This window comes from Mesorhizobium sp. B2-7-1, from assembly GCF_006440735.1.
In the GTDB taxonomy this organism is placed as follows: domain Bacteria; phylum Pseudomonadota; class Alphaproteobacteria; order Rhizobiales; family Rhizobiaceae; genus Mesorhizobium.
The window spans coordinates 49880-63260 of sequence record NZ_VFUA01000028.1; the positions used below are offsets into that span (position 1 = coordinate 49880).

12 protein-coding genes are annotated in these 13381 nt (G+C 64.7%); 5 read left to right on the plus strand and 7 right to left on the minus strand.

Annotation, left to right across the window (positions count from 1 at the left end):
* Positions 1-117: 117 nt before the first annotated feature.
* From FJ471_RS13510 to FJ471_RS13530, 5 genes are all read right to left on the minus strand, one after another.
* Entirely contained in the window at positions 118-579 is a 462-nt protein-coding gene (locus FJ471_RS13510; protein ID WP_140803756.1) for a MucR family transcriptional regulator, read from the minus strand.
* A gap of 207 nt (positions 580-786) precedes the next feature.
* A complete protein-coding gene (locus FJ471_RS13515) occupies positions 787-1491 on the minus strand; it encodes an ROK family protein (protein ID WP_140803758.1) in 705 nt (234 codons plus the stop codon).
* A gap of 15 nt (positions 1492-1506) precedes the next feature.
* Positions 1507-2883, minus strand: coding sequence for a glucose-6-phosphate dehydrogenase (zwf, locus tag FJ471_RS13520; protein ID WP_140803760.1), 1377 nt, complete (start codon positions 2881-2883; stop codon positions 1507-1509).
* Positions 2884-2896: 13 nt separating this feature from the next.
* Positions 2897-3907 (minus strand): phosphogluconate dehydrogenase (NAD(+)-dependent, decarboxylating), encoded by a 1011-nt coding sequence (gene gnd / locus FJ471_RS13525; RefSeq protein WP_140803762.1) that lies wholly within the window; start codon positions 3905-3907, stop codon positions 2897-2899.
* Between the two features lie 51 nt (positions 3908-3958).
* Positions 3959-6370: a glucan 1,4-alpha-glucosidase gene (locus tag FJ471_RS13530; protein ID WP_140803764.1), complete on the minus strand. Its 2412-nt coding sequence runs from the start codon at positions 6368-6370 to the stop codon at positions 3959-3961.
* Between the two features lie 196 nt (positions 6371-6566).
* On the opposite strand from FJ471_RS13530, the gene FJ471_RS13535 reads away from it, so the two are divergent.
* The 4 genes from FJ471_RS13535 (at position 6567) to FJ471_RS13550 (ending at position 11118) form a co-directional block, all read left to right on the plus strand.
* Entirely contained in the window at positions 6567-7583 is a 1017-nt protein-coding gene (locus FJ471_RS13535; RefSeq protein ID WP_140803766.1) for an ABC transporter substrate-binding protein, read from the plus strand.
* A 141-nt stretch (positions 7584-7724) separates the two neighbouring features.
* On the plus strand, positions 7725-9188 hold the full coding sequence (locus FJ471_RS13540; protein ID WP_140803768.1) for a sugar ABC transporter ATP-binding protein: 1464 nt from the start codon (positions 7725-7727) through the stop codon (positions 9186-9188).
* Position 9189: 1 nt separating this feature from the next.
* Positions 9190-10167, plus strand: a complete 978-nt coding sequence (locus tag FJ471_RS13545) for an ABC transporter permease (RefSeq protein WP_181179374.1) — start codon at positions 9190-9192, stop codon at positions 10165-10167.
* 3 nt (positions 10168-10170) lie between these two features.
* Positions 10171-11118 (plus strand): ABC transporter permease, encoded by a 948-nt coding sequence (locus FJ471_RS13550; RefSeq protein ID WP_140803772.1) that lies wholly within the window; start codon positions 10171-10173, stop codon positions 11116-11118.
* Between the two features lie 11 nt (positions 11119-11129).
* On the opposite strand, the gene ppa is transcribed toward FJ471_RS13550, so the two are convergent.
* Positions 11130-11663, minus strand: coding sequence for an inorganic diphosphatase (ppa, locus tag FJ471_RS13555; protein ID WP_140803774.1), 534 nt, complete (start codon positions 11661-11663; stop codon positions 11130-11132).
* Between the two features lie 227 nt (positions 11664-11890).
* Positions 11891-12400 (minus strand): GNAT family N-acetyltransferase, encoded by a 510-nt coding sequence (locus FJ471_RS13560; protein WP_140803776.1) that lies wholly within the window; start codon positions 12398-12400, stop codon positions 11891-11893.
* A gap of 288 nt (positions 12401-12688) precedes the next feature.
* Here FJ471_RS13560 and FJ471_RS13565 point away from each other — a divergent pair.
* Positions 12689-13381: IS110 family transposase (locus tag FJ471_RS13565; RefSeq protein ID WP_181179376.1), on the plus strand; the 693-nt coding region annotated here is incomplete at its 3' end.

Sequence of the window (13381 nt, forward strand, 5' to 3'; positions counted from 1 at the left end):
CTGCTCCCCGGTCTCAGACCGTATCCAAGCCATAAAAGCAGCAAGCCTGCCAAGGCGGATTCCTCGGCAGGCTTGCTTAAACCATTGGTGCAGGCGCGTTATTTCAGGCGAGCGATCTCAGGCGGGCGCCTTGGCCTTTCTGCCTTTGGCCGGCTTTGCCGGCTCCGGTTCCGCCTTGCGGCCGAGGCCGATCGACTTGGCGAGCTGCGAACGCGACGCCGCATAGTTGGGGGCGACCATCGGGTAGTCCACCGGCAAGCCCCATTTGGTGCGGTAGGCTTCCGGTGTCAGGCCGAAATGCACGCCGATATGGCGCTTCAGCGATTTGAACTTCTTCCCGTCCTCGAGACAGATGATGTAGTCCGGCGTCACCGAGCGCCTGGGATTGACGGCGGGGGTCGGTGGGGGCGCCGTGGGCACCGCCGGCTGGCTAATCCCGCTGATCGAGGAGGCGACGCTGGCGATCAGTCCGCCCAGGTCCGAAGCGGGCAGGCGGTTTTTCGCGACATAGGCCGATACGATGTGAGCGGTGAGCTCGAGCAGATCGACTTCCTTGGCTGTGCTGGTGTCCTCGTCCACGTAGTCCCTCCATTTTCGCCGCAAGGCCGTGAAAACGATCCGGTTTTCACGGCGTGTAATGTCAAAGCGCTGCGGGCGTTGTTGGCGAATTCGAAAAGCCGCAGGGGCCGCAGGCCGGCGAATTCCTAGTCGGCAAATCTGCGCGACGCAACGTTTTGTCGCGTCAATACACGCTGTTTTGAACAATTATACTGAAATGTAACAATATCAGACGATCAGCGCCTTGTCGCGCCATAGACGAAATCCACCCTCGAAAGCGCGAGTGTTGTCGCCGCGCCGGGATTTTTCAGGCAATTCATCGAGCTTGTCGACATTGCCGCCGCCAATCACGACATAGTCCGGCTGCAAGGCGGCGCGAAGCCTGTCGACCACGTCGAAAACGTATCTGCGCCACTTCTTCTTGCCGCGCTTTTCCAGGCCGCGCTCGCCGACATAATCCTCGAAACTCGCTCCCTTTTTGTAGGGAAGGTGGGCGAGCTCCATGGGCTGGCCGACATTCTTGATGATCATGGCGGCGCCAAGGCCGGTGCCGAGGCCGAGGAAGAGCATGCGGCCGCCGTCATAGCTGCCGATCGCCTGCATCAGCGCGTCGTTGACGAGCTTCACCGGCTTGCCGAAGGCGGCGGTGAAATCGTAGCCGTTCCAACCCTTGCCGAGATTGAAGGGGTCGAGCGAGGGCTTGTTGTCGCGCACGGGGCCGGGATAGCCCATCGAGATGACGTCGTAGTCCAGGTCCTCGGCCAGCTTCTTGACCGAAGCGACGACCTGGTCCGGTGTCAGGCTCGGTCCGGACGCGGCGCGGCGCATCTCGCCGCCGGCGCTGGTCAGGATCTTCACATGCGAGCCGCCGACATCGATGGCGAGCACGATCGGATCGCTGCTCGCCGGCGCCTTCCTTGTTGCCTTCGCCATCTTGTCCTCCCGAAGCTATTTCGTCGGATTGATCCAGCCGTCGGGCGGCCCGAAGCCGTTCATGGCATCGGCCGGCCCCCAGGTCTTGGGCGCATAGATCGCCGGCGCCGTGGTGTCGCCGAGCACCGGACCGACGATGCGCCAGGCAAGCTCGGCCGCGTCCTGGCGCGTGAAGAGCTGGCCGTTGCCGTTCATGGCGTCGCCGATCAGCCGCTCATAGGGCGGCATGTCGCCCTTGGTGTCGTCGAGCGCGGTCAGTTCCACCTGCTCGCCGATCATGTCGTCGCCGGGGACCTTGCGCTGGGCGCCGATCGAGATCGCCACCTGCGGGTCGATGCGGAAGCGCACGTAATTGGCGTCGCCCGGCTTGATCGGATCGAAGACATCGAGCGGCGGCCGCTTCATCCGCACGATCACCTCGGTGGCGTGCACCGGCATGTTCTTGCCGGCGCGGATGAAGAAGGGCACGTCCTGCCAGCGCCAGGTGTCGACCAAGAAACGCACCGCGGCGAAGGTCTCGACCGGCGAATTCGGCCGCACGCCCGGCTCGGCCAGATAGCCGTCGAACTGGCCGCGCACGACATCGTCCTTGGTCAGCGTGCGGATGGCGCGCAGCACCTGCACCTTCTCGTCGATCAGGTCGTCGGCCGAGCGGCCGACCGGCGGCTCCATGGCCAAAAGCAACAGGATGTTGAGCAGGTGGTTTTCGATGACGTCGCGGATGCAGCCGACATCGTCGTAGAATTTGCCGCGCCCTTCGACGCCGAAATCCTCGGCCATGGTGATCTGGACGCTCTCGACGAAGTTGCGGTTCCAGATCGGCTCGAGGAAGGAATTGGCGAAGCGGAAATAGAGCAGGTTCTGGATCGCCTCCTTGCCGAGATAATGGTCGATGCGGAAGATCGACTGCTCGTCGAACACCAGATGCAGCACCCGGTTCAGCCAGCGCGCCGACTGCAGATCGTGGCCGAACGGCTTTTCCACCATCAGCCGGGCGCCGCGCGCGGTGCCGGACTGCTCCAATCCTTGCACGACGGTCTCGAACATGGTCGGCGGCACGGCCATGTAGTGCAGCGGCCGCTGCGCTGACCCCAGCGCGGTCTTCAGCTTCTCGAAGGTCGCGCCGTCGCGGTAGTCGCCGCTGACGTAGCGCAGCAGCGAGGCGAGCTTGGAAAAGACCTTGTCGTCGATGCTGCCCAGCGCGGTGACGACGCCGTCGCGGGCGCGGTCCACCAGTTTGGGGAGTTCCCAAGGCTCGAAGGCGACGCCGATCACCGGCTCGGTCAGCGTCCCCTTGGCGACCATCTGGTAGAGCGCCGGGAAAATCTTCTTATGCGCAAGGTCGCCGGTCGCTCCGAAAAGCACCAGCGTGTCGGACCTCTCCTGGCTCATGCCTTGTCTCCCCTCACGCGCCGGTCTTCTTTTCGAGATGGCCGCCGAAGGCATAGCGCATGGCGGACAGGAGCTTGTCGGCGAATTGCGATTCGCCCTGCGAGGAGAAACGGTCGAACAGCGCCGAGGACAGCACCGGCGCCGGGACGCCGGTGTCGATCGCGGCCTTCAGCGTCCAGCGGCCTTCGCCGGAATCGGAGACGCGACCGCCGAACTGGGCAAGCGCCGGATCGCTCTTCAGCGCGCCAGCGGTGAGATCGAGCAGCCAGGAGCCGATGACGCTGCCATGCCGCCAGACTTCGGCGACTGCGGGCAGGTCGACGTCGAACTGGTAGTATTGCGGATTTTCGAGCGGGCTGGTCTCGGCGTCGGCGGTGCGCTGCCTTTTGCCGGCATTGGCCGACTTCAGGATGTTCATACCTTCGGCATAGGCGGCCATGACGCCGTATTCGATACCGTTGTGCACCATCTTGACGAAGTGGCCGGCGCCGCTCGGGCCGCAATGGAGATAGCCGAAGGGCGCCGTGCCGCCATCCTTGGGCGGATTGGAGCCGGCATCGGCGCCCGGCGCCAGCGTGGCGAAGACCGAATCGAGATGCTTCACCGCCTCGTCGGGGCCGCCGATCATCAGGCAGTAGCCGCGCTCGAGGCCCCAGACGCCGCCGCTGGTGCCGACATCCACAAAGTTGATGCCTTTCACCGCGAGCTTGGCCGCCTGGTCGACGGCATCGTGGTAGTAGGAATTGCCGCCGTCGATGATGATGTCGCCCGGCTCCATCAGCGCCGCGACCTGGTCGACGATCCTGCCGGTGATCGCGGCGGGCAGCATCAGCCAGGCGCAGCGCGGCTTGGCGAGCTTGCCGACGAATTCCTCCAGCGAGGCCGCGCCGACGGCGCCGTCCTTGACCATGCCGGCGACGCTTGCCGAATTGATGTCGTAGACGACGCATTCATGGCCGTCGCGCATCAGGCGCCGCACCATATTGGCGCCCATCCTGCCCAGTCCCATCATTCCGATCTGCATGGTGTCATCCCGATTGCTTGAGGAAAGGAGAAGTATAATGGCCCTGCTGGATCACGATCGAGTGTCAATGCCGACGCTGAAGTCGACATTCTCCCAACGCATCGCCCCGGGCCAGAAAAAAGTGAAGACGATGGTGGTTCCCGGCTGCAGGCGGTTAACGGGCAAATCCACCAGATGGATGCCGAACGTATTTTCGACCGTCTTGCTGTCCTGCACGGTCAGCCATTTGTCGGTGCTCCAATGGACGACGCCCCGCGCCGACAATTCGACGCGAAGCGCCTTGCCGGCCGGAATGGAGCGGATCTTGTGGTTGAAGCGCCATATCCGCAGCGGCGAGACCGTCTTGCCCTTGATATAGCGCTCGACGCCTTGCGGCGGCATGTCGAAGACGGCGCCGTCGCGCAGCGAGCGCAACAGCTTGATGTGCTCGGCATGCGCCCAGACCAGCGGCATGGCGCTGCCGGAAGGGGCGCCCAGGCGCAATTCACGGTCCGGCATGTCGGGGCGATCCCAGACCTGTTCCGGCAGCAGGCCGCCGACGCCGGCCGAGCGTTCGAAGGTTTCCAGCAGTTGCGCCGCTTTGTCCTTGCGGCCGGCGGCCAGCTCATAATGGGCGCGCTCGCCGGCGAGCAGCGGCCACGGTCGCCCCCGGCCGGTGCCGTCGAAGGGCGTGCCGTCCTCGTGCTCGCCATAGCCGTCGCCGGTATAGCGGTACCAGAGTGGCCCTTGCGGCAGGTCGCAGCGCAACTCGGCATCGATCGCCTTGACCGTGTTCAGGATGCGCGGGTCGTCCGCGGCTCTCAGCCCGAAGCGCACCAGCGCCAGGGCGTCCGGGCTGATGATTGCCTCGGCCGGCTTGTCGGTATCGCCCGGTGGCCGGTTCTTGATCGGCACGAAGCCGTCCTTGGGCGAGGCGGCGCTGCCATCGTCGGGCGGTGCGATGCGGACATAATAGCCTTCGATGCCTGCTCTCGCGCTTGCCTCGGTGCCGGTGACATAGGTCCAGCGCTCGATCTGGTCGTTCCAGCAATCGGCGGTCTCGCGCAAATAGTTTGCCGGCTCATTCTTACCGAAGGCGTCCAGCATGTCGGCGGCTGCGAACAATGCGGCTATTTCCACAGCCAGCGTGAACGGGCTGTAGCCGGCGTCCTCTTCCCAGCGATCCTCGCCGGTGACCGGGCCGTTGCGCACGACGTAGGAGGCCGCATTCTCGATCATCGGCAGGAAGTCGGCGAGCTTCGACTTCGGCAGGTGGCCGGCGCGGCGCAAGGCGTCGGCAAGCAGCAGCGGAAAGGCGCATTCGTCCATCTGGATGCCGGGCCAATAGGCCGTGCCGTCGGACCAGACATTCTGCGGCCAGTGGCCGTCGGGTTGCTGGATCGCGCGCAGATAGGTGAGGATCTGCAGCGCCTGCCTGGCGTCGCCCGCGGCGAGGAAGCCGCCCGCCGTCTCGACAAGGTCGCGCGGCCAGATGAGGTGATAGCCGCCGAGGTCGTCGTCGCCCTTGTTGAAGCCCCATGGGATCGACAGGCTGGCGACGGCGGCGCCAGGCCTCGCGATCGACAGATGTGTCGCAAGCACCGCCGTGCTGGCGCGGTAGGTGTTCAGACCGGAGGCAGCATGGCGGTCGAGTTTTTCCAGCCCTGCCTGGAATGCCCGCCAGTTGTCGACATAGGTTTTCGCGGCCGGCTCGAAACCCTGTTTCAGGCTTGCAAGCGCAAGGTCGGCGGCTTCCTCCGGCGAAGCGCCGAAGCCGAGCGCCAGCAGGGCAACCGCCTTGCCGGCCGAAAAGCCGATCTCGCCGGTCAGCGCGACATTGCCGTTTTCCGCTGCCTGGCAGGAAGGATCGAGCGCGCCGTTGTCGTGCAGCTGCTGCCAGCCGTCGGAAAAGCCGACATAGCCGGCCGAGCAGGCGCCCCAGGGCAAGGAGGAGGCGAGCGCGAGCGAGACGCCGCGTCCGGTGGCAAAGAGAAGGCGCTGCCCCTTGTGCTCCCCGATCCAGGCGGTGTTGCCCATGCCGGCGTTGACGAGATGCGGGGCCAGCAGCGCGTAGACGCGATAGTCGGCCGCCCGGTCCTTGAGGACGGTGAAACGCACTTCTTGCAGCAAGACAGGTCGTTTCGAATCCGTAACGATGCGCTTCTCGATCCGGTAGGCGCCGTCGGAAGCGGTGTTGGTCAGCCGGTAGCCGGGGACGCCGTCCTCGAAAGGTTCGATGGTGTGTGCCGCATCGCGCTTCTCTTCGGAAAAATAACCGCCTGGACCGGTGACGATCAGCCCCAGGTCGCGCGTGCAAGCGCTGTCGAGGCGCGGATAATAGAGTTCGTTCAAAATGCCATGGCTGATGGTGAACCAGAGCCGGCTTTTTGCCGAAAGCGCGGTGCCGACGCCGCTTTTGGCGCTTGATGTCCAGCGCGCCGGAATCCCGGGCGCGCCCTTTGCAACGGTCGGCGTCACTGCCATGCATTGGCCTCCTGCCACGTTCCTAGACCAGGAGTCGCCGCCTTTTCAATCGTGGCACCGCAAGTTGATCGTGGCAGCGCCAATGCTTTGCAGTTGACAGCTTGCGGTTCCTCTGAATTTGTCTGACAATAGATAAAAAACAGGGAATAAGCGTTACGACCATCCGTCAAGCCCAGCAAACTCGGGAGGAACCGACATGAAGAAACTGCTCGTATTGAGTGCATTTGCGGCGATGCTCGCCTCGGGCACCGCGCTTGCCGACACCAGCGGCAAGAAGATCGCCTTCTCCAACAATTATGCCGGCAATTCGTGGCGCCAGGCGATGCTCGACAGCTACGGCATCGTCACGAAGAAGGCAGTCGACGACAAGATCGTCGGCGCGGCGGACGTCTTCACCACCGCCGACAAGGAAGTGCCGACCCAGGCCGCCCAGGTGCAGAACCTGATCCTGCAGGGCTATGACGCCATCGTCATCAACGCCGCTTCGCCGGATGCGCTGAACGGCGCCATCAAGCAGGCCTGCGATGCCGGCATCACCGTCGTCTCCTTCGACGGTACCGTCACCGAGCCCTGCGCCTACCGCGTCGTCGTCGACTTCAAGGACATGGGCAAGCAGGAAGTCGAGCAGATGGCCAAGTTCCAGCCCAAGGGCGGCAATCTGCTGGAAATCCGTGGTCTTGCCGGCACCTCGATCGACGATGCCATCCATGCCGGCATCCTCGAAGGCGTCGCCGCCCATCCGGAGTTTAAAATCGTTGGTTCCGTGACCGGCGACTGGGACCAGACCACGGCGCAGAAGGCGGTGGCGACCATCCTGCCGTCGCTGCCCGATGTCGTCGGCATCGTCGACCAGGGCGGCGACGGCTATGGCGCCGCGCAAGCCTTCGCCGCCGCCGGCAAGCCGCGCCCGACCATCATCATGGGCAACCGCCAGGACGAGCTGAAGTGGTGGAAGGAACAGAAGGAGAAGGACGGTTACAAGACCTGGTCGGCCTCGATCGCGCCCGGCGTGTCGACGCTGGCCTTCTGGGTGGCGCAGCAGGTGCTCGACGGCCGCAAGGACATCCCGCATGACCTGCTGGTTCCGTATCTGGCCTTCACCCAGGACGATTTCGAGGCCGCGCTGCCGAACATCAAGGAAGGCGGCGTCGCCACCCACGAGTACACGCAGGAAGACGCCATCGCGGCGATCAAGGCCAACATCAAGCAATAGAGTATGATCCCGAAAAGTGTTCGGCGGTTTTCGGAAAAGATCATGCTCAAGCAGCAGACGAAGTGGGGTGACGTTTCGAAGAAAGGTCATCCCACTTTGGGCGCGTTGCCGTCCGCATCGCCAACCGGATAAAAGTTGAGGATGCTTCAGGCTATTGCAGACATCGTCAGGCTGGACGGCGCCGAAAAGCATTTCGGCGCCGTTCGGGCGCTTAACGGCGTCGACTTCCATGTCGGCGCCGGCGAATGCGTCGGGCTGGTCGGGCATAACGGCGCCGGCAAGTCGACGCTCATGCATATGGTGGCGGGCACGCTGCGGCCGGATGGCGGGCAGATCGCCGTGCGCGGCAACCAGGAGGCAAGCTATTCGGTGGCACGCGCGCTCGAGCTCGGCATACGCTGCGTCTTCCAGGAATTGTCGCTCTGCCCCAATCTCAGCGTCGCCGAGAACACCCGCATCAATCATCCCTCGCTCGCCGGTTTCGGCTGGCGGCGCAGAGCTGCCGATCTCATCCGCGCCAAGCTCGACGAAATCTTCCCGGACCACGGCATTTCGGCGGACGACATCGCCGGCGACCTTTCGATCGGCAGGCGGCAGATGGTCGAGGTGGCGCGCGCCTTCACGCTGACCCGCGAGCCGCTGCACCTGGTCATCCTCGACGAGCCGACCTCTTCGCTCGACGCGCATACGGCGGGGCAGTTGCTTTCCTTCGTACGCCGTTTCGTCGAAAAGGGCGGCAGCTGCATCCTGATCTCGCATGTGCTGGGCGAGGTGCTGCAGAACGCCGACCGCATCGTGGTGATGCGCGACGGCAAGGTGGTCGCGGCGGATGCCGCCAGCGCCTTCGATCGCGATAAGCTGGTCGCCGCCATGGGCGGCGCCGAAGGGCATCACAAGGCCGCCGCCGAGGCCCGCAAGAGCGAGCCCGGCGCGCTCAGGGTGCGGGCGCGCGCGGTCAGGCAGCAGGACGATAAGGAACTTGTCGCCCGCGCCGGCGAGATCATCGGCCTCACCGGGCTTGCCGGCCACGGCCAGACCGACCTTTTGCTGGCGATCTTCTCGGCCGCCTCCCGCGCCAAGGCCGGCATCGAGGTGACGGCGCCGGTCGCGCTGGTCGCCGGCGACCGCCAGTCGGACGGCATCTTTTCGCAATGGTCGATCGCGCAGAATATCGGCATCCGCTCGCTGGCCCGCCTGCGCAGCGGACTGCTGATCTCGCCGCAGCGCGAGGCGGAGCTCGCCGAATTCTGGAAGCAGAAGATCGGCATCCGGACGCCGGACATGAACAACAACATCTTCTCGCTGTCGGGCGGCAACCAGCAGAAGGCGCTGTTTGCCCGCGCGCTCGGTTCCGACGCCGAGATCGTGCTGATGGACGACCCGATGCGCGGCGTCGACATCGGCACCAAGCTCGAAGTCTACGACCTCGTGCGCGAGGAGGCCGCCAAGGGCCGAACCTTCCTCTGGTACACAACCGAGACCGAAGAGCTCGACAATTGCGACCATGTCTATGTCTTCAAGAACGGTCGCATCGTCGCCAATCTGCGGCGCGACGAGCTGACGGAGGAAAAGATCATCCAGTCCTCGTTCGGCGATGCGGCCTGAGATGACGGCGATCGCTCCCGGCACCGTCCCGAAATCCTCGCCGCGCGGCAGCGCCGCCCGGGCGCGCATGCTGCGCGGCCTTTTGCCGGCTTTGTCGCTGGCGCTGGTGCTGATTGCGATCGCCTGGCTCAACCCGCGCGCCATCAGCTATTTCGGCTTCAACCTGATGCTCAACCTGGCGATCCCGATCGCGCTGGCGACGATCGCGCAGATGTTCGTCATCGCCGGCAACGAGCTCGACCTGTCGATCGGCACGTTTGTCGGCTTCGTCGGCTGCGTCACCGCGACATGGCTGAGGGATGCGACGCTCATCGGCATCGTGGTGCTCATCGGCTCGATCGGCGTCTATGCGCTGCTCGGCGCGCTGATCCACCTGCGCAATTTGCCGTCGATCGTGGTGACGCTCGGCATGAGCTTCGTCTGGCAGGGTCTTGCCATCCTCGTGCTGCCCAAGCCGGGCGGCAAGGCGCCGGACTGGCTGCTTGCGATCATGTCCTTCAAGCCGCCTTACATCCCGTTCCCGATCCTGGCGGCGCTGCTGATCGCCGCGGTCGTGCATTTCGGGCTGATGCGCACGTCCTACGGCGTCATCCTGCGCGGTTCCGGCGGCAACGCCGCGGCGCTGAGGCGCGCCGGCTGGTCGCTGCTCAGGACCAAGGTCGCGCTGTTCGCGCTGACTGGCCTGTTCGGCGTGCTTTCCGGCATGGCGCTGATCGGCATCACCACCTCGGCCGACGCCAATATCGGCAATGGCTACACGCTGCTTTCGATCGCCGGCGTCATTCTCGGCGGCGGCGAGTTCGTCGGCGGCCGGGTGTCGCCGATCGGCGCGGTGCTCGGCGCGCTGACGCTGGCGCTGGCCGCCTCGCCGCTCTTGACCTTCATGCACATCCCGCCCGACTGGCAGGTGGCGGCCAATGGCGCGATCCTGATCATCGTGCTGGCGGCGCGGGTGCTGATCAGCCGCAGGGAGCGGTAGGCGATGGCCTCGTTGCGTATGGTGCTTGAAAAGCCCTGGCTCTGGTCCTTCGTCGGCGCGTTGGTCGTCTGGCTGGCAACGATTGCCTTCACCGGCGGCTACGGCGCCGGCGGCATGGTCACGGCGGCGCTTTCGCTGGCCGTCTTCACCGTCATCGTCGGCGTCGGCCAGATGTTCGTCATCACGCTGGGGCCCGGCAATGTCGACCTGTCGTTGCCGGCCAATATCGGGCTGGCAAGCGCGGTCGCCATGAAGGTGATGGGCGGCAGCGACGCCATGATCGTCGTCGGGCTATTGGCGGCACTCGCCTGCGGCGCGGCGATCGGCGCCATCAACTATCTGTTGATCCGGGCGCTGCGCATCCCGCCGATCATCGCCACGCTGTCGGCGAGCTTCATCATCCAGTCGGTCGACATCAGCTACGGACGCGGTCTGCAGATCAAGCCGCCGCCGGGTTTCGCCGACTTCACCAACTGGCAGGTGCTGGGCGTTCCGGTGCTGGCGATGCTGACGGTGGTCTTCACGATCGGCGCGGCACTTGCGCTGCAGCGCATGATCTACGGCCGCTCGGTGCTGGCGATCGGGCAGAACATCCGCGCCGCCTGGCTCGCCGGCGTCAATGTCGGCCGCATCCGCTTCCTCACCTACACGCTGTGCGGCGCGCTGGGCGGCATCGACGGCGCGCTGCTTGCCGGCTATTTCCGCGGCGCCAACGTCGATATCGGCAACGAATACCTGCTGGCCTCGATCGCGGTCGTGGTCATCGGCGGCACGTCGGTCGCCGGGGGCAAGGCGAACGTGCCGGGCGTTTGGGGCGCCGGCCTGTTCCTGGTGCTTCTGCTCACCATGCTCAACACCTTCGGCGTCAGCGCCGGCGTGCGGCTGGTGCTGACGGGGTTGATCATCGTCGGGGTGATCACCGCGGCGGGCGGCGAGAAGCCGGTGCGATAAGCGCCTCCGCCCTACTTAGCCGCCTTGGCCCGGGCGATCGCGTCGACGATCATCTTCTTGGCGTATTTGGAATCGTGCCAGCCCTCGATCCTGACCCATTTGCCGGGCTCGAGGTCCTTGTAATGCTCGAAGAAGTGCTGCACCTGCTGGCGCGTGATCTCGGGCAGTTGCGTGTATTCGGTGACGTTTTCATAACGCAGCGTCAGCTTCGGCGACGGCACGGCGATGATCTTTTCGTCCTGGCCGGCATTGTCTTCCATGATCAAGACGCCGATCGGCCGCACATTGATGACGCAGCCCGGCACCAGCGCGCGCGTGTTGCAGACCAGGACGTCGATCGGGTCGCCGTCGCCCGACAGCGTGTGCGGCACGAAGCCGTAATTGCCGGGGTAGCGCATGGAGGTGTGCAGGAAGCGGTCGACGAACAAAGTGCCGGCCTCTTTGTCCATCTCGTATTTGATCGGCTCGCCGCCGATCGGCACCTCGATGATGACGTTGACGTCCTCAGGCGGGTTCTTTCCGGTGGCAATCGCTTCGATACGCATCGCTAAAATCCCTCTCTCGATTGCAAACCCGATAGCGGGCCAAGCGTCATGGTGCAATGCGGTGAATAGCACTGAACGCTAATGGAAACGCACAGTTTGTGATGGGCTGTAACCTAAAGCGCGTCGCGATCTTTCAGATTCGCTCCTTGCGCTTTAGGCTTTTGATTTTGCGCATGTCTTTGCCCCGAAACCGGTTCCCACTTTCGGGAGACATGCTTTAGGCGAAGCTAGTCATTCCAGACGAAAGCCACTTTCTTCAGCGCCTTCTGCTCGAAGACCTCGACGCCTTCGGCGATATCGCGGCCGCCATTGCCGGCATAGAAGGCCAGGGCGTTGTGGTTGTCTTCCAGCGCCCACACCACCAGGCCGCGCAGGCCATGGTCGGCGAGGCGGGCCTTGGCTGCCTTGAACAGCCGGCTGCCGAGCCCGATGCCCTGATATTCCGGACGCAGGTAAAGCTCGTAGATCTCGCCCTGCTGCCTGAGCTCGCTGGCGCGGTTCTTGCCGATCGTGGCATAGCCGGCGACCGTTCCGCCGATCTCGACCACCAGCACGGTGGCCGCGCGGCGAATCGCGTTGGCCCACCAGTCGACGCCCCGACGGTTGATCATCGAGGTCAGCGTGCGGTGCGGGATGATGCCGGAATAGGCGCCGCGCCAGGCCTGCTGGTGCACCTCGGCGATGGCGCTAGCGTCGCGCGGCTCTGCCTTCCGGATGTCGATCGTCAGCGTGTTCATGATTGGTTAACCATAAACCCGCACCGGCTGATTGCAAAGAGTCCGCCATACCCGTTCGGCGCTTTCGCACAGGCGAAAGGCGCATGGGCGGACAAGGCGTTCATTTCCGTGAAATCGGCGCAAACGCCGGGGATTGGCTGGAGCCGCCCCAACCTCGTCATTCCATGGCGGAGCAAGGAGCGAAGCGACGCGGCGCAGACCATAGAATGATGGGTGGACGGCCCCTTGCGGCATCGAATGTGCCAAGCTGGTCGTGTTGTTGAACCCCAGCGGAGGAGACCGTCCGTCATGCAAGCTATCAGATTTGGAATCGATTTGGCCAAGAATGTGTTTCAGGTGCACGGCGTGGATGCGAGCGGGCGGGTGGTCGCGCAGCGCCAGCTGCGCCGCGCGCAGGTGGAGAAGTTCTTCGCCGCGCAGCCGCCGGCGCTGATCGGCATGGAGGCCTGCGGCTCGGCTCATCATTGGGGCCGCACACTCAGCGCGCTCGGCCATGAGGTCAAGCTGATGCCGCCGGCCTATGTGAAGCCCTACGTGCCGCGCAACAAGAACGATGCCCGCGATGCGCAAGGCTGTTGCGAGGCGGTGAGCCGGCCCGACATGCGCTTCGTGCCGATCAAGACAGTCGAACAGCAATGGGCTCGGGCGCTGCACCGCACACGCGACCTTCTGGTGCGCCAGCGCACGCAACTGGCCAATGCCATGCGTGGCATGCTCTATGAGATGGGCCTGACAAGCGCCAAGGGGGCGGCGGGCATCGAGACCCTGCTGCAACGCATCGAGACGGCCGATGAAGCCATCCCCGCGGCGCTGTTGATCTGTCTGACGCCTCTGGCCGGGCAATGGCGCGCGCTGGATGGCGAGATCGGCAAGCTGGACAAGCAGATCCTGGCTCAGGTCAGGCGGCAGCAAGCGGCCTTGCGGCTGACGACGATCCCGAGCGTCGGCCCGATCATCGCGCATGCGACCATCGCAGCCATC